Origin of the sequence: Bartonella sp. TT119HLJHH, assembly GCF_042193385.1 — a bacterium.
In the GTDB taxonomy this organism is placed as follows: Bacteria; Pseudomonadota; Alphaproteobacteria; order Rhizobiales; family Rhizobiaceae; genus Bartonella.
The window spans coordinates 151,876-175,452 of the sequence record NZ_JBHILS010000002.1 but is presented as its reverse complement, the minus strand read 5'-3'; the positions used below and the strand labels follow the sequence as shown (position 1 = coordinate 175,452).

19 protein-coding genes and 2 pseudogenes are annotated in these 23,577 nt (G+C 38.0%); 9 read left to right on the top strand and 12 right to left on the bottom strand.

The features are described from left to right. The first annotated feature begins 179 nt into the window (after window positions 1–179). Window positions 180–1,679: a helicase HerA domain-containing protein gene (locus ACFIJL_RS01950; protein WP_375622255.1), complete on the top strand. Its 1,500-nt coding sequence runs from the start codon at window positions 180–182 to the stop codon at window positions 1,677–1,679. Here the strand turns inward: ACFIJL_RS01950 and ACFIJL_RS01945 are convergent. The 4 genes from ACFIJL_RS01945 to lgt all read right to left on the bottom strand — a co-directional run bounded on the left by ACFIJL_RS01945 (window position 1,676) and on the right by lgt (window position 5,909). Beyond that, window positions 1,676–2,608: a ribose-phosphate pyrophosphokinase gene (locus tag ACFIJL_RS01945; RefSeq protein WP_273791232.1), complete on the bottom strand. Its 933-nt coding sequence runs from the start codon at window positions 2,606–2,608 to the stop codon at window positions 1,676–1,678. The genes ACFIJL_RS01950 and ACFIJL_RS01945 overlap by 4 nt on opposite strands. A gap of 474 nt (window positions 2,609–3,082) precedes the next feature. Beyond that, the gene (gene pgeF, locus ACFIJL_RS01940) at window positions 3,083–3,874 is read right to left on the bottom strand and encodes a peptidoglycan editing factor PgeF (RefSeq protein ID WP_375622254.1); all 792 of its coding nucleotides are present in this window, start codon (window positions 3,872–3,874) and stop codon (window positions 3,083–3,085) included. Window positions 3,875–3,976: 102 nt separating this feature from the next. Beyond that, the gene (locus ACFIJL_RS01935; RefSeq protein WP_375622335.1) at window positions 3,977–5,056 is read right to left on the bottom strand and encodes a class I SAM-dependent methyltransferase; all 1,080 of its coding nucleotides are present in this window, start codon (window positions 5,054–5,056) and stop codon (window positions 3,977–3,979) included. After that, a complete protein-coding gene (lgt, locus tag ACFIJL_RS01930; RefSeq protein WP_375622253.1) occupies window positions 5,031–5,909 on the bottom strand; it encodes a prolipoprotein diacylglyceryl transferase in 879 nt (292 codons plus the stop codon). Before lgt ends, ACFIJL_RS01935 begins: the two co-directional genes overlap by 26 nt. Window positions 5,910–6,214: 305 nt before the next feature. On the opposite strand from lgt, the gene ACFIJL_RS01925 reads away from it, so the two are divergent. Next, window positions 6,215–6,484, top strand: a complete 270-nt coding sequence (locus tag ACFIJL_RS01925) for an accessory factor UbiK family protein (protein WP_375622252.1) — start codon at window positions 6,215–6,217, stop codon at window positions 6,482–6,484. Window positions 6,485–6,863: 379 nt separating this feature from the next. Beyond that, the gene (locus ACFIJL_RS01920; protein WP_375622251.1) at window positions 6,864–7,364 is read left to right on the top strand and encodes a YbjN domain-containing protein; all 501 of its coding nucleotides are present in this window, start codon (window positions 6,864–6,866) and stop codon (window positions 7,362–7,364) included. Between the two features lie 45 nt (window positions 7,365–7,409). On the opposite strand, the gene ACFIJL_RS01915 is transcribed toward ACFIJL_RS01920, so the two are convergent. Next, complete coding sequence (locus ACFIJL_RS01915) at window positions 7,410–8,750, bottom strand: ATP-binding protein (protein ID WP_375622250.1); 1,341 nt, start codon at window positions 8,748–8,750, stop codon at window positions 7,410–7,412. Between the two features lie 7 nt (window positions 8,751–8,757). Continuing rightward, on the bottom strand, window positions 8,758–9,462 hold the full coding sequence (locus ACFIJL_RS01910; protein ID WP_375622249.1) for a response regulator: 705 nt from the start codon (window positions 9,460–9,462) through the stop codon (window positions 8,758–8,760). Between the two features lie 144 nt (window positions 9,463–9,606). Between ACFIJL_RS01910 and ACFIJL_RS01905 the strand changes: the two genes are divergently transcribed. Continuing rightward, entirely contained in the window at window positions 9,607–10,257 is a 651-nt protein-coding gene (locus tag ACFIJL_RS01905; RefSeq protein WP_375622248.1) for an MBL fold metallo-hydrolase, read from the top strand. Window positions 10,258–10,326: 69 nt separating this feature from the next. Here the strand turns inward: ACFIJL_RS01905 and ACFIJL_RS01900 are convergent, their stop codons facing one another. Together ACFIJL_RS01900 and ACFIJL_RS01895 are read right to left on the bottom strand one after the other, a co-directional pair. After that, on the bottom strand, window positions 10,327–10,950 hold the full coding sequence (locus tag ACFIJL_RS01900) for a BA14K family protein (protein WP_375622247.1): 624 nt from the start codon (window positions 10,948–10,950) through the stop codon (window positions 10,327–10,329). 473 nt (window positions 10,951–11,423) lie between these two features. After that, window positions 11,424–11,822 (bottom strand): annotated as a pseudogene (locus tag ACFIJL_RS01895) (sensor histidine kinase); the annotation flags it as partial. Window positions 11,823–11,827: 5 nt separating this feature from the next. Here ACFIJL_RS01895 and ACFIJL_RS01890 point away from each other — a divergent pair. Further along, window positions 11,828–12,128: pseudogene (locus ACFIJL_RS01890) on the top strand (MBL fold metallo-hydrolase); the annotation flags it as partial. 68 nt (window positions 12,129–12,196) lie between these two features. Here ACFIJL_RS01890 and ACFIJL_RS01885 read toward each other — a convergent pair. From ACFIJL_RS01885 to ACFIJL_RS01875, 3 genes are all read right to left on the bottom strand, one after another. Continuing rightward, the gene (locus ACFIJL_RS01885) at window positions 12,197–12,949 is read right to left on the bottom strand and encodes a BA14K family protein (RefSeq protein WP_375622246.1); all 753 of its coding nucleotides are present in this window, start codon (window positions 12,947–12,949) and stop codon (window positions 12,197–12,199) included. A 630-nt stretch (window positions 12,950–13,579) separates the two neighbouring features. Beyond that, complete coding sequence (uvrB, locus tag ACFIJL_RS01880) at window positions 13,580–15,889, bottom strand: excinuclease ABC subunit UvrB (RefSeq protein ID WP_375622245.1); 2,310 nt, start codon at window positions 15,887–15,889, stop codon at window positions 13,580–13,582. 258 nt (window positions 15,890–16,147) lie between these two features. Continuing rightward, window positions 16,148–16,462 (bottom strand): SH3 domain-containing protein, encoded by a 315-nt coding sequence (locus ACFIJL_RS01875; protein ID WP_375622244.1) that lies wholly within the window; start codon window positions 16,460–16,462, stop codon window positions 16,148–16,150. A 337-nt stretch (window positions 16,463–16,799) separates the two neighbouring features. On the opposite strand from ACFIJL_RS01875, the gene greA reads away from it, so the two are divergent. Further along, entirely contained in the window at window positions 16,800–17,273 is a 474-nt protein-coding gene (greA, locus tag ACFIJL_RS01870; RefSeq protein WP_007347010.1) for a transcription elongation factor GreA, read from the top strand. Window positions 17,274–17,290: 17 nt separating this feature from the next. Further along, window positions 17,291–18,349, top strand: a complete 1,059-nt coding sequence (locus tag ACFIJL_RS01865; protein WP_375622243.1) for a glycosyltransferase family 4 protein — start codon at window positions 17,291–17,293, stop codon at window positions 18,347–18,349. 1,209 nt (window positions 18,350–19,558) lie between these two features. Here ACFIJL_RS01865 and ACFIJL_RS01860 read toward each other — a convergent pair. Beyond that, window positions 19,559–20,953, bottom strand: coding sequence for a TrkH family potassium uptake protein (locus tag ACFIJL_RS01860; protein ID WP_375622242.1), 1,395 nt, complete (start codon window positions 20,951–20,953; stop codon window positions 19,559–19,561). Window positions 20,954–21,263: 310 nt separating this feature from the next. Between ACFIJL_RS01860 and trxB the strand changes: the two genes are divergently transcribed. Both trxB and ACFIJL_RS01850 read left to right on the top strand, forming a co-directional pair. Continuing rightward, window positions 21,264–22,220: a thioredoxin-disulfide reductase gene (gene trxB / locus ACFIJL_RS01855; protein ID WP_375622241.1), complete on the top strand. Its 957-nt coding sequence runs from the start codon at window positions 21,264–21,266 to the stop codon at window positions 22,218–22,220. Window positions 22,221–22,262: 42 nt separating this feature from the next. Continuing rightward, window positions 22,263–23,168 carry a LysR family transcriptional regulator gene (locus ACFIJL_RS01850; RefSeq protein ID WP_375622240.1) on the top strand — a complete coding sequence of 302 codons (906 nt, stop codon included), beginning with the start codon at window positions 22,263–22,265 and terminating at the stop codon, window positions 23,166–23,168. The last annotated feature ends 409 nt before the right edge of the window (window positions 23,169–23,577 follow it).

The following is a 23,577-nucleotide window of genomic DNA, read 5'->3' as shown; positions in this document are numbered from 1 at the left end:
AGGGTGTCTACGCAGAAGTTTGTTCTATAGTTCAAACTATTCATAGATGCAAGAGTTGTGGGAAAAATCGATGATTTCTACCGTTAAAAAGGAGGAAATGTTACAAATTGCGGTGTGGATGGAGAATCAACCAATATGTGCTGGCACTGATATGTTCAAAATCAAACACTGGAGATGTTATGAAGGTTGAGATTGCCTTGGGTGAGATGTCAGAAAGTCGTGCTTTGCATAAATCGATGCCAGCACTTCTTGACTTAGAAGAATTATTGGCAACACGTCTTCTTGTACAAGGTAATTCCGGTTCAGGGAAATCACATCTTTTACGCCGTCTTTTGGAGCAAAGTGCTAAGTGGGTGCAGCATTGTGTAATTGATCCAGAAGGCGATTTTGTAACTTTGGCAGATAAATTTGGTCATGTTATTGTAGAGGCTCAACGTAGTGAACTAGAATTGACTCGTATTGCCCATCGCATTCGACAACATCGAGTTTCAGTGGTATTTAATCTTGAAGGCTTGGATACTGAACAACAGATGCGTGCTGTAGGGGCTTTCCTTGGGGCACTTTTTGATGTGGAACGTGATTATTGGTATCCTATGCTTATCGTTGTCGATGAAGCACAATTGTTTGCTCCAACTGCAGCAGGAGAAGTTTCTGATGAAGCGCGTAAAATTTCTTTGAGCGCTATGACCAATCTTATGTGTCGAGGACGTAAACGTGGTCTTGCTGGTGTTATTGCGACACAACGTTTGGCTAAGCTTGCCAAAAATGTTGCGGCTGAAGCTTCAAACTTTTTAATAGGGCGGACTTTTTTAGATATTGATATGGTGCGCGCCGCTGATCTTTTGGGGATGGAACGTCGCCAAGCGGAAATGTTTAGAGATCTTGAACGGGGAAATTTTATAGCTTTAGGCCCTGCTTTATCACGACGTCCCTTACCAATTATTATCGGTTCTGTTGAAACTTTGGCACGCTCTTCTAGCCCTAAATTAATGCCACTTCCAACAGAGCGAGATGATGTACAAGAGCTCGTTTTTACTGCTTCACCAGAGGAAATTTTAACGCCATTTAAACAAACACGAGAGCCGATGAGGGAAAAATCAATGCACGAGATGTTAGAGGAGGTCGTGCATAAAAAACAAGAGTTGTTGGAAGAAAACCCGAGTTTATTTCCTGAACTTTCTGATGTTGAGCGTGACGGGCAGGCAGAACATATTATTCGGGAAATTCTTGAGGATTCTGAAGCTTTTTATCGTTCAACAGCGGTGCTTTATCAAGATTTTTCAGTTCGTTGTCGTATCCATGGTATGTCAAAGGTTCCTTTTAATCTTTCACAATTTCGGCGTAAGTTGGCTATTGCTCAGGCTTTTGTTGATGAACAAACGGCTGTCAGTGAACATTGGAAACATATTTTGCAGATATCAGAAAGTTTGGAAGAAGATGTTCAAGGAGTCTTCTTGAACGTGGCACAGGCCGCATTAGGGGGAAAGCCCTGTCCATCTGATGCATTTTTAGCACGTCTTTATGGGACTCATTCTTTAAGCCGTGCACGCCGACTTTTAACCTACTTTGAAGAGCGTGGACTTATTGTTATTCACACGCATTTTAGTGGTCAACGTATTGTTGCATTTCCTGATCTTGGTGTTGAAACAGCACCGGGAGACCCCAAGGAACCACTTTAACCAAATAAGCTGGAAACCGATTGTTCTGCTGCTGTCCTTGCTATTGCTTCTCCAATAAGGTCGGCAATGGGCAAAACACGAATATTATGGGTTTTCTCAATAGCTTGTGTTGGCATAATTGAATCTGTAATAACCAATTCTTTCATCTCTGAATTGGCAATTCGTTCGATTGCATTACCAGAAAGAACACCGTGTGTGATATAAGCCGTGACACTATTGGCACCATGTTTAAGCAGAGCACTTGCTGCATTGCATAAAGTTCCACCTGAATCAACAATATCATCAAGCAAAAGGCAATCTTTTCCCGATACATCTCCAATGATATTCATAACTTCTGATTCACCGGGGCTTTCGCGACGTTTATCCACAATAGCGAGCAAACTGTTCAAGCGCTTGGCGAGCGCGCGCGCGCGAACCACACCACCCACATCAGGTGAAACAACAATAACATTTTCAAGAGAATAATGCACTTTGACATCGCGAGAAATGACAGGGACAGCATAGAGATTATCTGTAGGGATATCAAAAAAACCTTGAATTTGTCCTGCATGAAGGTCCAATGTTAAAACACGATGGGCTCCTGCTTCAGTAATGAGATTGGCAACAAGTTTTGCAGAAATGGGAGTTCGTGGTCCTGGTTTTCTATCTTGGCGGGCATAGCCAAAATAGGGGATAACAGCTGTAATACGACGCGCAGAAGAACGACGAAGGGCATCAATCATGATGAGCAATTCCATCAAATGATCATTTGCGGGATAGGATGTAGATTGCAAAACAAAAACATCTTGTCCACGTACATTTTCATGCAGTTCTACGAAAATTTCTTGATCAGCAAAGCGTTTTACAGTTGCTTTGCCTAAGGGGATATTCAAATAATTTGCAACATCTTCAGCAAGGCGTGGATTAGAATTTCCGCAGAAAAGTTTCATAGTAGAACCTCTGAATCATCATGGTGGGAATGCGACACGGTTTTTAATTTCTTTTTATTAAATTGCAAGAGAACAATTACAAAAGCCTTACAATTTTATCGATTATTGTTAAAGAGCTATGCGGTATGTTGTTTCTTTTTCCAAAAGTTTATTACTGTTAGAGCAAAGTTTTTTCTCCATGTGGCAAAGCAATACATATAGATTAAGCTTTTTGGTTATTACTTTATAAAAAATATTTTCAATATGGAGAATGTTTCATATTGAAGATGAATGAAGGGGAGTAATAAAATGAAGTATAATCTTGCTTTCAATCATTATAACCAAACATTGGAAATGATCATAGCGAAGGCAATCATATTTTATGGGCTGCTAGATAATTTCGTGAAAAAAGAAAAGTACAATGGGATTTATTTTTACATTTGGATAAAAAGTTTAGTTTTGCAGTTTTGGTATTGTTCCAAGTATAAAAGGGGCTCATCTTTTGTTTTTCAGCATAATAGCGGAAATTTGCCGTCCGTAATCGGGTTCGTTGCGGTGAATTGCACGGCGATAGGAGAAAAAACGCTGTTCATCTTGATAGGTACAAAGCTCTACACAAGAAGCATTAACGCCTGCTTCTTTGAGTTTGTTTATAATAAATGCCCATAGATTAAAGCGAAAATGATTGACTTTTTCTGTTTTTAAAAAATATTTTTGAAATTTGCTATGGCTCTCCATAAATTGGTCGTAAAATTCACTTGTTACTTCGTAGTGGCATGGACCAATACAAGGTCCAAGGACTGCTGTTATTGATTGTCTTTTGGCTCCTTGTTTTTCCATAACAGCAATTGTTTTCTCGATAATTCCATTTAAGCTTCCACGCCAGCCAGCATGAGTTGCAGCGATGACTCCAGCTTGTGGATCAGCAAACAGAATGGGGCCGCAATCTGCTGTAAGAACCCCAATAACGAGTTCTGGGGTGGTCGTAACTAGAGCATCAGCTTGAGGAGGGGTACCGATAGTTGCTTGATGAGCTACGACAATGTTACAGGAGTGTATTTGATTGACTGTGACTAAATTTTTCGCCTCAATAGAAAAATAATTGGCGATCAAAAGACGATTCTGTACGATATGTTCAGGTTGATCATTTGAACCTTTCCCAACATTAAGACTATGATAAAGATTTTTTGAAACACCACCTTGACGTGTAAAAAATCCATGTTTTATCCCATGGTTGTGTAAAGTAGAAAGATTTTTTGCAAGAATGGGATGAGGAATAGATTTCATAAAAGTTCCTTATGGAGATTATTTGAAATGAGGATGGAGATGTTCATATTTGTCAATGAATATTTCAGATAATGATGTGCTTATTGACAAAAGCGCTGATCATCAAAATTGGGGAGGGATGGAGATGTTTTTATTACTGAAATGTAAAACTTTAAATAATTTTCCCATCTGATCTGGACCAGCGAGCCGTTCGATGTCTTGGCGGATTTTATCTTGCAAAGGAGTGCTTTTTCCCACTCCAAGCTGTTTTGCGCGCTCCAGTAGCCCCATTTTAAAAAGAAATTCTCCTTGCTCGAAGATTTCAGCAAAACAGCCCTGTTCAAGAGCGATGGTTTTTAAAAAAGAAAAATCAACATGGGATGTTAAATCATGTTCACCAGGGGCATCGAAAACATCACGAAATCTATGTTTTGAGAGAGCTTGCAGCGTATCACCAAAAGCAAGATCACAAGCACCATAGTCGATAAGTAAAGCAGAACCTGTTACTTGCACTAAATGGTGGCTGATTTGTTTCATGAACTGATGTCGTAAGGGGGCATGTTCAAAAATTGTTCCGTCAGGCACTTTAGAACAATAGGTTTGTAGACAAGAAGAGGGAAGTCTATGTGGGGCAGCAATAAAGATGAAATCTCCATTTTGATTGACTGTAATGCAGCGCTCTTTCCATTCTCCATTGACTTTAATATATTGGTTGATAGGGAGTGTATCGAGAAATTCATTAGCAATGAGGAAGAGAGGTTTTGAAGGAATTTGATTAAAATTTTCAATGCTATGGATTTGTTTTTGATAAGAGCAAAGGCGTTTTTTTTGTTCTTTTGCAAGTTTTTTGCTTATTTCTATCAGAAAAATTTCAGCAGCATTAAATGCCGTTTGAGAGAGCTTTTGGATAGTTCGCAAAATGTCATCCATCAAAGTTCCACGTCCTGGACCTATTTCAGCGAGAATAAAAGGATAAGGACAACCTTGAGCTTTCCAGCTTGCAAGAGTCCAAATGCCAATCATCTCTCCAAATAGTTGGCTTATTTCAGGTGCTGTAATGAAATCACCAGTACGTCCAAAAGGTGTTTGTGTTTGATAATAACCAAATTGAGGATCGGTGAGCGCCAACGTCATATATTGGCTAACAGTGATTGGTCCATTAAGGGCAATAATTTCTTTAATTTTTTCTTTGAGACTGGCCATTTTCTGTCGATTTATATTTAAAGGCATGGAGAAGAAGATATCCCCCTAAAAGAAACATGGGAAGAGATAAAGCCATGCCATAAGTAAAACCAGTAGAATGGAAAAGTGTGGAAAACCATTCTGGATCTTCTTGAGGAGCACGGTAAATTTCAGAAATGCTGCGTGCTATTGCATAGCCTATAATAAATATCCCTGATACAGTACCGGGACGTTTTAATGCTTTGAACCAAAAAATAAGAAGACACAGGATGATGAAGAGAAGAAATCCTTCCATAAATGCTTCATAAAGTTGACTTGGATGGCGCGGTAAATAGTAAGGATCGAGAGGAAAACAAACAGCCCAAGGATGTGTAGTAATATTGCCCCATAACTCTTGGTTGATGAAGTTGCAAATTCGTACAATGCCGATACCAATAGGAGCACCTGCAGCAATGATATCAAACATGGCTCGTATGTTAATATGATTTTTACGGGCAAACCAGATCATAGCAATGATAATACCAATAAGTCCGCCATGAAAGGACATTCCCCCATCCCATACGGCAATGATAGCACTTGGATGGTTAAAATAGTAAATGGGATCCCATACAAGAACTTGTCCTAAACGTCCTCCAACAACAACACTTATGGCAGACCAGACAACAAAATCTCCGATCTTCTCTTTATCCATAGGAGGGTGGTTTCTATACCATAGAGATGTTTTTTTTAATAAATTTTGCGCATACCACCAAGCAAAAAGAATACCCAGCACGTAACCAAGTCCATACCAATGAAGTGTTATAGGACCTAGCTGGATAATGACAGGATCAAGAAAAGACGGAAAAGCAATGGCTGGACAAGACAAATTGTTCATGAGTTAAGCATCTTACATTATGAGATGAATATGAAGTGACTCTGATGATCAGAAATGACAGATGAATGCACAATGGTCAAGTCAGTAGGGAGGCTAGACAGAAAGGGTGATAGATTTCCACTGATTTATCGCGGTAAAAAAAATATGGTGATAAAAGGAGTATTAAAAACTCTTAAACAAAATCGTTATGAAAAGTCTACATAGTATGTAAAATATAGAGTAAAAGGAACAAATTACAGTATCTAAATGTTATGAGAATACGCTATAATGCGTGCGTCAATAATTAAAATTTAAGGAAAAATGTTATGCGTAATGGATCAAACCGTATTTTTGATGAATTAGCAAAATTAGCAACGGATGCTGCTGACGTTGCGCAAGGCATACGACGTGAAGCTGGAACAGCTTTTCGTGTGCAGGCTGAAAAGATAGCAAACAAACTTGATCTTGTTTCTCGCGAAGAGTTTGAGACTTTTAAGGAGATGGTGCTGAAAATCCATGCTGATAATGCTGATTTGAAAAGGCGCCTTGATGATTTAAAAAAAGATGATTTAAAAAACGCAGACACAAAAAAGTAAAATAGTTTCTTAAAAAAAGAATCTTCAAAAAATATCCCCAATTTTTCAATATGATGCGTGAAACTAAAAAATGCTTAATCTTGAGTCTGTTAGAGCGGAGCATTTGTTTATTTTTGATTTTTTTGGGGGTAAAATACATTTTTTTGAATCAGGGGGGCTGGCGCTATGAAATTGTATCAATACACTGAAAAGACTTGATGATTCGTTTTATGATTATCAGGTTGCCCTAAACAGCGCGATTGTGTTCTGGGTGTTTGTGTACTGTCGATGTTTTTATGTGTATTTGTTTGGTGTAAAGGTTCTGATTGTAGCAAAATATTGTTACAGTTTAGATGGTTTATATTCTGTTGACAATGTTTAAAGATGATTGAGGATTGTGATGAGGCTTGCATTTTGCGCCACAGAAAGAAAAGAGCACCCTGTTGATTTTATCGAACAGATTGCCTGTGAATATGATTGGTCATTTGAGCGGGATGCACAAGATGAAATTAGCGTTTGTGTGGAAGGAAAACGTGCAAACTATCGTCTTGCTTTTTCATGGATGGAAGAGCATGAAGCACTTCATTTAGCTTGTTCGTTTGATCTTTCTATAAAAAATGCTCAAACAGCTGAAATACAGCGCTTATTGCTAGCAATTAATGAAAAGTTGTTGTTGGGACATTTTGATTACTGGCAAAGGAATAATTCAGTTATTTATCGACAAGGTCTTCTTTTGGCTGGTGGGATGCATCCATCTCATATACAGGTTGAAACATTGTTGATACATGCACTTAAAGTCTGTGAAAGCCATTATGTTGCATTTCAGATGGTTGCTTTGTCGGGAGAAAGTGCTTACAAGGCACTACAGTACACTTTGTTTGAAACTGTAGGGAATGCCTAAAATATACAGTCTGTTATTTTTACAGACGGTTTGCTGAAATATTACTCATAGGGGGATATCAAGAATAGCGCGCACCCCCCCTAGAGGGCTCTCATCTAATTGTATGTTGCCACCGTGGCTGCGTGCTATGTCTTGGGCAATAGAAAGACCAAGTCCTGTTCCACTTGCATCTTGATTTCGCGCTTTATCAAGTCGAAAGAATGGCTTAAAAACTTCTGTGCGCATATTTTCATGAATTCCAGGTCCATTATCATCGATGATTAATATAAAAGATTCTAGTTGAGAGTTAGCGGTTAGTTTAACGGTCGTACCGTAACAAAATGCATTTGATACAAGATTGCTGACTAAGCGTGTGAAAGCACGGGGACGTACTTGTATTTCTGTAGGACCTTCAATAGTGTAAGAAAATTGACGTTTGTGAAGATGAGCATCGGCGGAGAATTTTTGCATAAGAGCATTTAAATCAAAAGTTTTGACACTTTCACTTCCTTCACCACGAGCAAAAGCAAGATAATCTTCTAACATATTTTGCATGTCACTTACATCTTGCTCAAGCGGTTTAATATCAAAGTCAGTATTTGCTAATGCTAGCTGAAGTTTAAAGCGTGTAAGAATGGTTCTTAAATCATGACTTACTCCTGAGAGCATCATGGTACGTTGCTCAATTTGGCGTTCAATACGTTCACGCATGCGTACAAAAGCGATGCCTGCACGACGAACTTCATCAGCTCCTTGTGGTTGAAATCCTTTTGGTAAAGGACGACCGCGTCCAAAGCTTTCTGCTGCTTCAGCCAATTGTTGAATCGGTTTGATTTGATTGCGCAAAAAGTAAATTGCTATCAGCAATAAAACAAGAGCTGTTCCTACCATCCAGCTTAAAAAAATAGCAGTATTGGAAGCATAAGCTTGGCTGCGTGGAGCAAAGACGCGTAAGATATTGTGACCAAGGTGGATGCGGATTTCAACAAGATCAGAATCTCCTACAGTATCGATCCAGAAGGGACGGTTAATTTGGCGGGTGATTTCTTCACTTAGAAAATAATCAAGAATTGCAAAAAATGGCTTAGGTCCTGGTGGGGGTAAGGGGGCAGGAGATAAAATAGAAATGTTTAATCCCATACGTTGTTGTGCAATACGCTTGATATCTTCATAGTTATCTTGTTGTGGATATGTTTCAAGAATATCAATAATGGCTGAAATATCATGCACGACAGCAGTTGAAAGACGCTCGGTTACCATTTGCCAATGACGTTCCATAAAGACGTAAGCAATGACCGTTTGCAGAAGCACCATGGGAGCAATAATAATGATCAAAGAACGAGCATAAAGCCGTTTAGGCATCTTTTTCGTTAGCCATCGAAAAAAAAATCTTAAAGGTTTGAACATTGTGCGCCTATTCAATTGAGAGTTTATACCCTATTCCTCGCACAGTTTGGAGCCATATAGGGAGTGCTGGATTTTTTTCTATTTTACGACGAAGGCGGTTGATCTGCACATCAATGGCACGTTCACTTATATTGCTGTCATCGGTCGCAAATTTATGGCGCGGAATTGTATCGCCTGCATTTTCGGCAAAAATGACCATCATTTCTTGCTCTTTATCTGTTAATTTAATAATTTCTCCTCCTTTTTTGAGTTCGCGTCGTGAAATTGAAAATATATAAGGACCAAAAACGATTTGCTCAATTTTGGGTTGGCTAAGGGGAAAACCTCGTCGTAAAATGGCGTTGATGCGAAGGAGAAGTTCACGAGGGTCAAACGGCTTAGCCAGATAATCATCTGCCCCTGCTTCTAATCCACGGATACGATTGTCTATTTCTGATAAAGCTGTTAGCATGAAGATAGGGACATTTTTTGTTTGGCGGAGTGAATGAGTGAGGTCAATACCGTTTTCACCAGGCATCATGACATCAACAATAAGAAGATCAAAATCTAAACTTGCCAATAGTCGTCTTGCTTCATTCGCATTGGCTGAAACTGAAACACGAAATCCATTTTTAATGAGAAACTGAAATAAAAGATTGCGAATACGAGTATCGTCATCAATCACAAGAAGGTGAGGGGCATCGTCACACAAAACTTGAACGTGATTGGTCATTCTTAAAAAAACCTTGATAAAAATTTAGTTTACACAAAATGCAAGTTTACATAAGTTGTATAAAGCTGTCGAGCAGCACCTTTACCTTAAAAGAGAGAAAGTTTTATTTATAAATTTAAAAAAGTTACTTTTGAAAAGGATATGATGGGTAGTCTTAATATACATATTATTCCAGTTACAACATTCCAACAAAATTGCACTTTGCTTTTTGATAGTGAATGTAAAACGGGGGTTCTCATTGATCCTGGTGGTGATTGGCCGCGGATTCAAGACGTAATCGAAAAGAATGGTGTTATCGTTGAGGCTATTTGGATAACACATGGTCATTTTGATCATGTGGGAGCAGCAATGCAAGTGAAAGAAGCGCTTAATGTAAAAATCATCGGTTCACATCGCGATGATAAGCCTGTGATGGATGCCGTGAGCGAAAGCGCAAAAAATTATGGCATCACTGATGCTTGCATCTGTATCCCTGATCAATGGTTAGAAGATGGTGAGTGCGTTCATTTTGCTGGACATGTGTTTAAGGTTTTTCACACCCCAGGACATTCTCCTGGTCATGTTATTTATTTCAATGAAAAAGAGCGCTTAGCCCTCTTGGGTGATGTTCTCTTTCGTGGTTCTATTGGACGTACGGACTTCCCCTTCTGTTCCCATGAAAAATTGATGCAATCTCTTCGAGAAAAAGTTTTACCCTTAGGCGATGATGTTTGTTTTATCTGTGGGCATGGTCCCCAAAGTAGCATAGGCTATGAGCGACAAAATAATCCTTTTCTTCAAGATTTTAATATATGAGCAAATAAAAAAACGCTCTGAAGCGTTTTTTTGTGCCATTTAAGACTTTTTAGTAGGGCAGAACAGAAGTTAATTTATTGGGGCATAACAAAAGTGTTCCACACCATTACGGTCTCGAAAGGTCCCTGTTTTAGGGTTGAAGGAACGGTATTTTTTCTTGCAATATTGAAGCCAATCAGATTCTAATGATTGTTGTACTGGCTCATATTTCACCGTTTGCGGAGCTTCATAAATTATCTGTTCTTGTGGAACCTGTTGATATACAATTTGATGCTGTGGTGCGGTTTGATAAACAACTTGTGGCTGTTCTGATTTTTTTAAAATTTTGCCGAGAAGTGCACCTGCTGCAAGAGCAAGAATGCCCATTGCTAAAGCTTCTCCTGAGTTATTTATATTAATACTACTGTGTTTTGTCTTTTTGCGCTCGACATAATGATATGTCTTATGTTCAACATGATGGTGTTGTTGTGCTCCCCATTTATGGCTAACATAATGACGCTTGTGGGGATTATCAAAAGAGTGATGTTCACTATGAGAAAAATGGGAGCTAAAATTGTGAGACGGTAAACCAGCCTCCCTCCTCATATCATAGTTATGATACCATGCCATATCCGCAAGCGTTGGATCTAATGGCATCAAAACGGTTACAGTAGACATTGCTGATAATACCGCTAATCTGATCACTTTTTTCATAATGATGCTCCTTGTGTAAATTCGTATTTTTCACATCCTACATGTGTCAAACTGAATAGAGCCTGAACAATTTTGGACTTTATTGTGACAAAAAAATAAAAATTCATTTAGTTAAAACTATTACCAATACAGTAAAATAAAATCATGACAGAATTTTGATTTCAATTAATGTACTATTCTTAATGTTCATTAAGCAGCTTGTATTTAGAGAACCAGATTTTTTACTATTGGTTATAAATTATTTATTGATGAGTACTTTTTTATTGCTTGATACAATATGAATTGAACAATAGGTGTATGAATAAAAGTTATCGTTTTTTATTATAGACTTATGGTGCTAAGATAGAACCTTATTGGTGTGATAAAATACAGTCCTGTTTGACTACTCTCTTGTGAGGCTAAATATTGAGTTCGATATCATATTATAATTGTATAAATATAATATATTGCGGGAACTTTTTTTTGATATATGGGAAACATTCTTGTTGGGATATGGCTGTTAGTTTGACAGTATTGGCATGATAAAATGCGTTTGACACAAGATTGCTGATGAGACGTGTGAAGGCACGTGGGCGTGCTTGTATTTGTGTAGGGCTTTCAATGGTGTAGGAAAATTGGCGTTTGTGAAGATGCGCATCGGTAGAGAATTTTTGCATAAGAGCATTTAAATCAAAAGTTTTAACACACTCACTGTCTTCACTACGGGCAAAAGCAAGGTAATCTTCTAACATATTTTGCATGTCACTCACATCTTGCTCAAGCGGCTTGATATCAAAGTCAGTATTTGCTAACGCTAGCTGAAGTTTAAAACAAGTGAGAATGGTTCTTAAATCATGGCTTACACCCGAAAGCATCATGGTGCGTTGTTCGATATAGTGAGTGTGTGTATTTTGCTAGACATGAGTTTAGGGTTTTGTATACACTGGGGCATTCCCTTGGTCATGTTATTTATTTCAATGAAAAAGAGCGCTTAGCCCTCTTGGGTGCTGTTCTTTTTCGTGGTTCTATTGGACGTACGGACTTCCCCTTCTGTTCCTATGAAAAATTGATGCAAATCCCTTCGAGAAAAAGTTTTACCCTTAGGCGATGATGTTTGTTTTATCTGTGGGCATGATCCCAAAAGTAGTATAGGCTATGAGCGCCAAAATAATTCTTTTCTTCAAGATTTTAATATATGAGCAAACACAAAAACGCTTTGAAGCGTTTTTTTGCCATTTAAGATTTTTTTAGTAGGATGGAACAGAAGTTAATTTATTGGGGCATAACAAAAGTGTTCCACACCATTACGGTCTCGAAAGGTCCCTGTTTTAGGGTTGAAAGAACGGTATTTTTTCTTGCAATAGTTAAGCCAATCAGATTCTAATGATTGCTGGAGTGGCTCATATGCCACCATTTGCTGCACTTGATAAACTCTTTGATTTTGCGGAACTTTTTGATAAATTATCTGATTTTGTGGTACTATTTGATAAACCACTTGTGGCTGTTCTGTTTTTTTTAAAATTGTACCAAGAATCGTACCAGTTTTAAGATCAAGAATACCCACCGCTAAAGCATCTTCTGAGTTGTCTATATGAATATTACTGTGTTTTGTCTTTTTGCGCTCGACGTAATGATATGTTTTGTTTTCAAAATGATGATAATGGTGATGATGGTGTTGTTGTTCCGCCTTACTATGTTTGGCTTTAAATCTTCTCTTGTCATCATCAGAACGCTTGCGGAAATCATCAACAAACTTTTGGAAATCATCAGAAAAAAAGCCACGTTTGCTATCAGAACAATGGGAGCGAGAAAAACCGCAAGGCGGGATATCAGCTTTCTTCTTCATTTCCCTTATCGCATCATCTGTTTCTTTACGCATCTTCCTCATCATATCATCTATTTCTCTCGAGATAGAGTCACTACGCTTCCATGCCATATCCGCAAGCGTTGCATTTAGCGGCATCAAAACGGTCACAGTTGATATTGCTGATAATGCCGCTAACCTGATCACTTTTTTCATAATGATGCTCCTTGTGTAAATTCGTATTTTTCACATCCTACACGTTTCAAACTGAATAGAGTCTGAACAATTTTGGACTTTATTGTGACAAAAAAATAAAAATTTATTTAGTTAAATCTATCGCGGAGACAGTAAAATGAAATCATAACAGAATTTTGATTTCAATTAATGTACTCTGCTTGAGGTTAATTAATAAGTTTGTATTGAGAGTCCACGATTTTTTACTATGGAATATAAACTCTTTATTTAGGGATAGTTTTTTATTGTTTGGTACAATATGAATTGAACAATAGGTATATGAATAAAAGTTATCATTTTTTATCATAGGCTTATGGTTCTATGAGAAAGTCTTATTTTACTTTATTTGTGTTATAGGACAGTGTCCTATTTGAATATTTTCTTGTAAGGATAAATAATATTGAGTTCGATATCATATTATAACTGTATAAATATAATATATTTTAGAAATTTTTTATAAAATGTTCTCTCTCATGTTGTTTTAGACAAATTGAAGCACCCTTGATGTTGGAGGTTGTCTATTTTTCGGATAACGCTGTTTGCTTTTGCAGCTTTCGTCTTTTTTTAGAAGAGCTGAAGATTATTTTATGCGGTTTGAAATTTTTTGCTCCTTCATTGATTGCGTTTTTTTCGTTTTATTGTTGCTTGATTAGGGGTGTTTTTACGAGATTTTCCTTTTTGATTTTCCAAAATACCAGTGTCCATGGTTGGTCCCATGTGTGCAAGGTCTGGTTTGGAGAAAAGACTTGGTTGTAATACGCGCTCATGGGTGGATTGTTCGCTATGTTGTGTTAAGGGATTTTCCGCGAGTTCTAGTTCTATCTTTTGTAATTGTTTGATTTCATCGCGAAGGCGTGCTGCTTCTTCAAAATTAAGATCAGCAGCTGCTTCATGCATTAATTTTTCGAGGTGTTTAATATGAGATGCTAAATTGTTGCCAACCATATTTTTTTTCTCGATGACATCAGGGATATTTGTATGAATATGGTTGTTTTCATAGCCTGAATTGAGAATATCTCCGATATTTTTTTTAATACTTTTCGGTGTGATATGGTGTTCTTCATTATAGGCTATTTGTTTTTGTCGACGTCTTTGTGTTTCCTGTAAGGCTCGTTCTATGGAACCAGTGATCGTATCTGCATAGAGGACAACACGGCCATCTACGTTACGTGCAGCACGTCCGATTGTTTGTATGAGTGAAGTTTCAGAGCGCAAAAAGCCCTCTTTATCGGCATCTAGAATGGCAACAAAACCACATTCTGGAATATCTAAGCCTTCTCGGAGCAAGTTAATACCGATGAGGACATCAAAGGTGCCAAGCCGAAGATCGCGTAGAATTTCAATGCGCTCTAATGTATCAATGTCAGAATGCATATAGCGTACACGAATACCTTGTTCGTGGAGATATTCAGTTAAGTCTTCGGCCATACGCTTGGTTAGGACGGTCACTAGTGTGCGGTAGCCTTTTTGAATTGTTTTATGAATTTCATTCACAACATCATCGACTTGATTTTTGGCTGGACGAACCTCTGTTGGTGGGTCAACAAGCCCTGTTGGGCGAATAACTTGTTCCACAAAAGTGCCGTGAGATTGTTCTATTTCCCAGCGTCCAGGTGTTGCGGAGACAGCAATCGTTTGTGGGCGCATAGCATCCCATTCTTCAAAGCGCAAAGGACGGTTATCCATACAAGAAGGGAGGCGAAAACCATATTCTGCTAAGGTTGCTTTTCTACGAAAGTCACCTCGGTACATGCCCCCAATTTGGGGAATGGTTACGTGGCTTTCATCGATAAAAACAAGAGCATTATTTGGAATGTATTCGAACAAGGTTGGTGGTGGTTCACCAGGTTTTCGTCCTGTTAAATAACGTGAATAATTTTCTATTCCGGCGCATGAACCGGTGGTTTCTAACATTTCTAAATCAAAAATTGTACGTTGTTCTAAACGTTGTGCTTCTAAAAGACGTCCCGCTGCGTTCAACTCATCGAGGCGTTGAAGCAGTTCCATTTTGATGGCTTTCATTGCTTGATTGAGTGTTGGTCGCGGTATTACATAGTGTGAATTGGCATAAATTTTAATCGATTGAAGATCGCCTGTTTTTTGTCCGGTGAGAGGATCGAATTCCGTAATTGTTTCCACTTCATCGCCAAAGAGCGAAATACGCCAAGCACGGTCTTCAAGATGGGCAGGGAAAATTTCGATTGTATCCCCTCGTACACGAAAGGAACCACGAATGAAATTGATATCTTGTCGATAATACTGTTGAGAGACTAAATCAGCCAAGAGTGTTCGTTGATTGAGTTTGTCCCCTTTTGCTATTTGGAAGGTCATGGCCGTATAGGTTTCTACGGAACCAATTCCGTAGATGCAGGAGACAGAGGCGACGATAATAACGTCATCACGCTCTAAGACGGCGCGTGTTGCAGCATGACGCATCCGGTCGATTTGTTCATTAATTGAGGATTCTTTTTCAATATAGGTATCAGAGCGTGCAACATAGGCTTCTGGTTGATAATAGTCATAATAAGAAACAAAATATTCGACAGCATTATGGGGAAAAAAACTTTTAAATTCCCCATAAAGCTGCGCTGCTAGAGTTTTATTGGGAGCTAAAATCAGAGCTGGACGCTGTGTTTTTTCAATGATATTGGCCATTGTATAGGTTTTTCCTGAGCCGGTAACACCCAAAAGCACTTGTGTACGTTCATCTTTTTGAATTCCCTCAACCAGAGTTTTTATGGCTTGAGGTTGATCTCCCGCTGGTTTAAAAGATGTTTCGAGTTGAAATGGAATACCACCTTCAGATTTTTCAGGACGAATAGGGCGGTGAGGTGTCCATAATGCACCATTCTTAAAAAGAGGATTACCTGAAGCAATAAGAGCAGAAAGAGCTTCTACTGTTGCAGTAACACCATTTTTCATTGTTGTATCCTTTGATAGAAAAGTGCTGGTGATTTTAAAGAAAATACTAATTTTTACAATTTCATTACGACAACAGCAAAACGTTATTGAACAGATTTGTTTTGGTTTATTGGAGCCTTGATTAGGATATTGATCAAGTTTTTTCTATGAGACAAATTCTTCGAAGTATTTCTTTAGAGGGGCATATTTGTGGTTGTTCGTGAATACTATTGCATTTTGCCATGATGATATTCAAGAGGGCATAAGTTATTATGGCTGTTATGGAGAATAATCGGTACGTTTGGGCATTAAAGACATTGTATACGTGTGATAAAGATCATTTCCATCTTTAAATGAAAGATAACGAGATGACACCCAACCTATTTGAGTGTTATATCGGATATGGCACCAATTTCCTTCACAGTTTTTAACAAAAACTAATTCTCCAGCAGAGATTAAGCCGCAAAGTGCATACTGAGTGCTGGGACCTGTTCTAAAATTAAGATTTTTCGTAACAAAAGCATTTGCTGCCTCTGATATTGTTGTGGCTAAAAAGAAAGAGCCAAACATAAAAAAAATGACGATTTTTTTCATTTTTCTGTAAAGAATTTCTTTAGAGATTTTCTATCCTTTTCTCTTCATATCCCATATGATTTCTTTTACTAGATTATAATAAAATAGAAAAAAACACAATTCTTTCTTCTTTAAGACACTTTAAAGAGAAGAGTGAAGTTTAACGTTTTAAACACCAAAATGAGATGTTTTAATCACTATTTGTGCATGTTTTGTTTCATTTATTTATTTTTGTATGGAAAACAGCGATACTGTACTATATAATAAAAATATCGTAGTTTTCGGATTCCAAAAGTAATTTTGGAAGCCGTTTTTTGTATTTTTATTAAACCTTCCGTGTAATAGAAAGGGACGGATTATGGAAAAAGTTCCGATGACTACAGCTGGTTTTGAGAGTCTTAAGGAAGAGTTGCGTTGGCGTCAACAACAGGAGCGTCCGCGAATTATTGAAGCAATTTCTGAGGCGCGTGCACATGGTGATTTATCAGAAAATGCCGAGTATCATGCTGCTAAAGAAGCGCAAAGTCATAATGAGGGGCGTATAAATGAGCTTGAAGATTATATCGCTCGGGCAGAAGTTATAGATGTCTCGCGTCTTTCAGGTGACAAAATAAAATTTGGTGCAACCATTAAACTCTTGGATGAAGATACTGAGGAAAAAAAAGTGTATCAGATTGTAGGGGATCAAGAAGCTGATGTAAAGGTTGGTAAAATCTCTATTTCTTCGCCTATCGCACGTGCACTTATTGGCAAGCAAGAAGGTGATGTGATTGAGGTGAATGCACCAGGTGGTGCGCATAATTACGAGATCATTAAGGTTCAGTACATCTAAATAACATATGGATTATTATGCGTGTATCTTTGGACGAAACTGAAATTATTGCGCCTCACTTTAAAAGGCGTTTGTCGGGAGTAACATCTACGATTATTCAGCTTATTCCACTGCAACGCGAACAGGGTGTACGTATATCCACTTTTGGGTTTGGATTACCACAAAGTTTACCGGCTCTTGCCTTTAGGGACCTTTTCGGACTTTGGAAAAGTCCGAAAGGGAAACCATTTCGTATTTGGCATGCGCGACGCAATATTGAGATGCTTTGTGGGATTTTTTTGCGCGATGTTTTGCGAATGAAGCTTAAACTTATCTTCACATCGGCTTCACAACGTCATCATAAGCCTTTTACAAAATGGTTGATTCGCGGTATGGATAGGGTTATCGCTACCAGTACACGTACGAGCGCCTATCTAGAAGTACCTCATAAGGTTATTATGCATGGGGTGGATGTGAGGCGTTTTACTCCACCACACACTCTTGATGATTGCTTTTCTTCGACAGGATTTCCAGGAAAATATGCGGTAGGATGTTTTGGGCGTCTGCGCTACTCAAAGGGAACAGATTTATTTGTTAATGCCATGATAGCATTATTGCCTGACTATCCCGAATGGACGGCACTTATCGCTGGTCGTACGACAGAGCAATATTATCATTTTGAAAAAGAATTACGCCAAAAGATTGCTAAGGCTGGTCTGGATGATCGCATTATTTTTCTTGGTGAGATTCTGGACATCCCTTTGTGGTATCGTCGTTTAACACTTTATATTGCACCTTCTCGTACAGAAGGTTTCGGTTTAACACCATTAGAAGCAATGGCATCACAGGTTGCGGTTGTAACGAGTGATGCAGGAGCTTATAAAGAATTGGTTGCAGAAGCGACAGGAACGGTTGTTCAAGCAGGAGATGGAGCGGCTTTAACAGCAGCAATTGAACCTTATTTTGCTGATGTAGAAAAGACATTGGCAGCCGGAAAGAAAGCTTTAACCCATGTTCGTACTCACTTTCCTTTGGAAAAAGAGGCAAGCAAGATTGAAAGTGTTTACAAAGAACTGTTTGCAGAAAAAACACTTTGATTATTATATCAAAAATCTTTTTGAAGAATGATAAAAGTATTTTCCTTAAAGGTTTTTCATAGTCATCAAGAAAACAGCTCAATGATATAAATGTTATTTTACAAAATTTATATTGTCTTTAGTAGCACGCTATAAAAAGTTCTCAAAATTTTGGATAAAAGAGTAAAAATGTATACGCTTGAGAGCGATATGTAGTTTATGATAAAGCATACTAGGAGAGAAGAAAGCTACTTTTATTCATTGATATTTTAGAATAAGAAAATAATGCTTTAACTCAAGTCTGGGGATTTATGCACTATCTTATACGGGGTTGTGCTGATATTGTTCGTTTTGTAAGACTTAAATAGATAGCAATAAAACGTTTTCTTATCTTGAAAAGATAATGATGGTGTTTCATGGCTAAAAATAGCTCTACATATTTCAATAAATTCATAATAAGATGGATTTAAGATCAATATATATGATTTTTATAAATAATTTACCGTTTCAATTTGAATAAGAGCTTAGAGTACCGTAAGATTTTCTCATGTCAAATCTGTTGATATTAAATCAATAAGAGCTATCCTCTTGCACATCACAATCGGAAGAAAGTATGTGGTGGATAAAAACTATAGAAAACAAGCTGTAAAGAGATTTCTTATAAATTGTCTGAAATGCGGGCTTTTGCAACATTAAAAGCAAGAAAATAATATGATAGTGTTAACTTATATCTTATTTTGTGGTACCGACCTGCACCTTATTATTTAAGTAAAAATGATGGTCCCCCATCAGATCTTATATATTTTATGAGGGATGTCGTGAAATGAACGTGTGAGTATTGTGAGATGTTTTTTTACAGGCTTGGGAATTCGTAATATAACGGCATTCTATTTTCCATAAGAACATAATTCTGTTAAAGAAAAAAACATTTTTATCAGAAAATATTCATATTTTTTGCATGAGATATTATTCGTAAAAAAGAATGTTCTATGCGTCCACTTTATTTGATAAAGAAGATCAATAAGGTGGAGTTTTATATGTTATGGCTTTGAGAATATCGGTATTTGATTGTTTTTGTTGAATTATTTTTATATCATTGATATGATGTTTTGTATGAAATTTTAGGAAATCTTCAGTAGATTAGGTAAGGAGTGAATATTATGACGCATACTGTTTTCGCCTTTTTATCTTGTCAACTTTTTATCATGGTAGAATAAAATACTCTCTGCATTAAAATTGTTCACGCCAGAAAGCGGGAATAAAAAGGACGAATATTGTTATGATTTCAAGGCGTCCAGCTAACATTAGAAAACTTAAAATCCATAAAGCATGATCGTTGATTGTAGAGAAATTACCAGTGGGGCCAATAATATCTCCAAAGCCTGGACCAACATTTGAAAGTGCGGTTAGGACCCCTGTAAAGGCAGAGGTAAAGTCAAGACCGGTTGTAAGCAAAAGTGCAGTGCCGATAACAAGGCAAAACATATAAAGACAGACAAAAAACAAAACGGCTTGGGCAACGTCATTTGATATATTTGAGTGATCATAGCGCGCTTTTACAACGACATTAGGAGAAAGAAGTTTTTCTATATTTGTTTGTGTAATACGCCAAAGAATAATGAGGCGATTGATTTTCATGCCACCAGAAGTAGAACCAGCACATCCGCCTGTAAAAGAAACAATGAAGAAAATTCCAAGCGCAAACGGTCCCCAAAGTTGATAATCTTCAGCGCTATAACCTGTGGTGCTAATAATGGATGAAAGGTGAAAAATGACATCAAGGAAAATCAAGTGGAACGCGCGATGATCATAAAACCGTAGCCATGCCGCTAAAGCAAAGCTGAAAAGGAGAACGATATGGAGAAAAACAATCACTTGTGGGTCAAGGAAGCGTTTGGAGTGTCCAGGAAGGACTAATTTAACATAAAGTACGAAGGGTAAAGCAGAAAGCAACATGAAGATTGTTGAAATAATTAAGATGGCTGGTTTATCAGAAAAATAGCCAAAAGAAGCATCATGCGTTGAAAAACCAGCTGTTGCTACTGTACTCATTGCATGGTTAATAGCATCAAATAAATTCATGCCTGCAGCAAAATAAGAAAGCATACAAGCCAATGTTAATCCAACATAAGCGATGATAATTCCGTTAGCAATTTGGTTGATGCGAGGCAATATTTTTTCAGATTTATCAGATGATTCCATATGAAAAAGTCGCACGCCACCCACACGCAGTGAAGGCAAAAGTAAGAGGGCTAAACCGATAAAACCAATGCCCCCAATCCAGCATATAAGAGAACGCCATAATAAAATACTTCGCGATAAATTATCAAGATTAGAAAGGACAGTAGAGCCTGTTGTTGTAATTCCAGAAACAGATTCAAAAATGGCTCCTGCGAGAGAAATGGGAAGAGGAGAAAGATAAAGAGGTAAGGCACCTACGATGCTTCCTGTAAGCCAAAGACAAACAGTGAGCATAAAGCCAAGCCGTGCTGAAAAACGACAAGTAGCTCCCTTAGTTGCTAAAAGAATCAGCGTTGCTAACATGGTGGTTATGGCACAAGAATAGAGAAAGCTTATCCAATTACGATTGTTGTCGTGCAAATCCACAAAAATTGGCAAAAGCATTGCTCCTCCCATGATTAAGGCAAAACGTGCACAGACATTGATAATAAATTGAAAAATGATCGTTCCCTATCTTTGTATCTCTTTTTATTATGGTTTTGTGCTCATAAGAAGTTACATTTTTCTCTTTATAGGATAAGAATTAATTCTTAACATTAGCGTGCCTTGATGAATTAGTAATCAGACCTTTTCATAAAACTTGAAAAGAAGTATACATAACATAATTAGGGCTCTTGAAAAATATTTTTTTAAAAGGCTGCATTCCGTTATCATTTATAGAATAATTAAGTTATAATAAAGTGAAGGGGATTTAATGGTACAATCGCATATTCGTCTGCTGATTATTGGCTCAGGTCCGGCTGGTTATACAGCGGCGATCTATGCAGCAAGGGCAATGCTTAAGCCGGTTTTGGTGACGGGCTTGCAGCAGGGTGGACAATTAACAATTACAACTGATGTTGAGAATTATCCAGGTTTTGCAGATCCCATTCAAGGACCATGGTTGATGGAACAAATGGCAAAACAAGCTGAGAATATGGGGACAAAAATTATCTATGATACAATTATAAAGGCTGATTTATTGAAGTATCCTTTTGTCTTATATGGGGATTCAGGAACACAATATTCTTGTGATGCACTGATTATTGCAACAGGAGCTCAAGCACGCTGGCTTGGTTTAGAAAGTGAACAGACCTTTATGGGCGGAGGTGTTTCCGCTTGTGCTACATGTGATGGCTTTTTTTATCGTGATAAGGACGTTATTGTCGTGGGAGGAGGAAATACGGCTGTTGAAGAAGCACTTTATTTATCGCATTTGGCTAAAAGTGTAAGCGTGGTTCATAGGCGGGGGCAGTTTCGGGCAGAAAAAATTTTGCAAGATAGGTTGCTGGCTTGTCATAATGTGCGTGTTCTTTGGGATCATGTGGTTGAAGAAATTGTGGGGCTGCCAGCACAGGGGGAAATGGGCGCTGTTGTAACAGGGGCGCGTCTGAAAAATGTTAAGACAGGTCACGAGATGAAAGTGAATGCAGAGGGCATATTTATTGCCATTGGGCATGATCCTGCTGTTTCTCTGTTTGAAGGACAGCTGAAACAAAAACGAGGCGGCTATTTATGGACAGCACCGGACTCAACAGCAACAAGCATTGCTGGTGTTTTTGCTGCTGGGGATGTGACAGATGAAACATTCCGTCAAGCTGTAACAGCTGCGGGAAGAGGATGTATGGCAGCGTTGGAAGCAGAACGGTTTTTGGATATACCCAAGCGTTAGTCACTCATTGAGAACATAGAGAATATAGAGGTAGAATTAATTGTGGCGCCACCGTTGGATTGGGATAAGTTAAGGGTTTTTCACGCTGCAGCAGAAGCGGGGTCTTTTACGCATGCTGCTCAAAAACTTCATTTATCTCAATCAGCCGTTTCACGACAGGTTTCGGCTTTAGAACAAGAGGTTGGGGTATCCTTATTTCAACGTCATGCGCGTGGTTTGATTCTTACAGAACAGGGAGAAACTCTTTATCGTACAGCTCATGATGTTTTGATGAAGCTTGAAAGTGTGCGTTTGCAATTAAGTGAAAGCTATGCAAAACCAACGGGGCACTTGCGTGTGACCTCGACCTTTGGAATGGGGGCAGGGTGGATTGCTGAGCGGATGCCAGAATTTCTTAGTCTTTATCCTGATATGCAGGTTCAGCTTTTGCTTTCCGATGAAGAGCTTGATTTGACAATGTGTCATGCGGATTGTGCAGTTCGCTTACATCAACCCAAACAACCTGATCTTATACAAAGAAAACTCTTTACAATTCATATGCATGTTTATGCTTCGGAAAAGTATATTGCAAATTATGGAAAGCCGGAAAAATTATCTGATCTCGATAAGCATCGTATTATTTCGTTCGGTGAACCTGTCCCACCTTATTTGTCTGGTTTAAATTGGTTGGAAAAGGCTGGTAGAAGTGATGGATCATTGCGCGTTTCAGTTCTACAAATCAACAATATCATCTCAATAAAGAATGCGCTTATGCGTGATCTTGGGATTGCTGTGCTTCCTGATTATATCGTCAATAATGATGAGCATTTGGTGCGTCTTTTTCCTGATATGGTTGATATTCCTTCTTTTGATACTTTTTTTTGTTATCCTTATAATTTAAAGAATTTGGCAAGGTTAAATGCTTTCCGAGATTATATTTTTTTAAAAGCCCGCCAGTGGTCTTTTTAATATTAATGCCTTAATTTATAAGGAACAGTTAGCTGTTTTACAACTTGAGGCTCCCGTAATATTCTTTTGTTTCAAATTTTCCTATATTGAATCAAGTAAAACTGTTTGTTGCACATTAAAAGTGGAGGGAGTCCGTACGGGTAAATATTTTAAAAAAAAGGGATAAATGTTTTTTATGAATGCTAGCAACCGTGAGGGTTATTATATATTGAAAAATGGATAATCTTGTGATGGTGTAGCTTACATTTTTATATTTAATTAAGAAGAGTGCTACATGATGGAGACAAATTTAAAGCTATGTGTTTATTGCATAGCAGATACGCTTAAGTCTTTATTGTGCTTTTTCTTATAAAATGACATAGAACACTATCTCTTGATAATGTTGCCTCCCAGTGCGTTTTCTTGAGTG

Bases quoted from the DNA above. Each gene is read 5' to 3' on its own strand.
- ACFIJL_RS01950 (WP_375622255.1), top strand. From the start codon at position 180: ATGAAGGTTGAGATTGCCTTGGGTGAGATGTCAGAAAGTCGTGCTTTG.
- ACFIJL_RS01945 (WP_273791232.1), bottom strand. From the start codon at position 2,608: ATGAAACTTTTCTGCGGAAATTCTAATCCACGCCTTGCTGAAGATGTT.
- pgeF (WP_375622254.1), bottom strand. From the start codon at position 3,874: ATGAAATCTATTCCTCATCCCATTCTTGCAAAAAATCTTTCTACTTTA.
- ACFIJL_RS01935 (WP_375622335.1), bottom strand. From the start codon at position 5,056: ATGGCCAGTCTCAAAGAAAAAATTAAAGAAATTATTGCCCTTAATGGA.
- lgt (WP_375622253.1), bottom strand. From the start codon at position 5,909: ATGAACAATTTGTCTTGTCCAGCCATTGCTTTTCCGTCTTTTCTTGAT.
- ACFIJL_RS01925 (WP_375622252.1), top strand. From the start codon at position 6,215: ATGCGTAATGGATCAAACCGTATTTTTGATGAATTAGCAAAATTAGCA.
- ACFIJL_RS01920 (WP_375622251.1), top strand. From the start codon at position 6,864: ATGAGGCTTGCATTTTGCGCCACAGAAAGAAAAGAGCACCCTGTTGAT.
- ACFIJL_RS01915 (WP_375622250.1), bottom strand. From the start codon at position 8,750: ATGTTCAAACCTTTAAGATTTTTTTTTCGATGGCTAACGAAAAAGATG.
- ACFIJL_RS01910 (WP_375622249.1), bottom strand. From the start codon at position 9,462: ATGACCAATCACGTTCAAGTTTTGTGTGACGATGCCCCTCACCTTCTT.
- ACFIJL_RS01905 (WP_375622248.1), top strand. From the start codon at position 9,607: ATGGGTAGTCTTAATATACATATTATTCCAGTTACAACATTCCAACAA.
- ACFIJL_RS01900 (WP_375622247.1), bottom strand. From the start codon at position 10,950: ATGAAAAAAGTGATCAGATTAGCGGTATTATCAGCAATGTCTACTGTA.
- ACFIJL_RS01885 (WP_375622246.1), bottom strand. From the start codon at position 12,949: ATGAAAAAAGTGATCAGGTTAGCGGCATTATCAGCAATATCAACTGTG.
- uvrB (WP_375622245.1), bottom strand. From the start codon at position 15,889: ATGAAAAATGGTGTTACTGCAACAGTAGAAGCTCTTTCTGCTCTTATT.
- ACFIJL_RS01875 (WP_375622244.1), bottom strand. From the start codon at position 16,462: ATGAAAAAAATCGTCATTTTTTTTATGTTTGGCTCTTTCTTTTTAGCC.
- greA (WP_007347010.1), top strand. From the start codon at position 16,800: ATGGAAAAAGTTCCGATGACTACAGCTGGTTTTGAGAGTCTTAAGGAA.
- ACFIJL_RS01865 (WP_375622243.1), top strand. From the start codon at position 17,291: ATGCGTGTATCTTTGGACGAAACTGAAATTATTGCGCCTCACTTTAAA.
- ACFIJL_RS01860 (WP_375622242.1), bottom strand. From the start codon at position 20,953: ATGCTTTTGCCAATTTTTGTGGATTTGCACGACAACAATCGTAATTGG.
- trxB (WP_375622241.1), top strand. From the start codon at position 21,264: ATGGTACAATCGCATATTCGTCTGCTGATTATTGGCTCAGGTCCGGCT.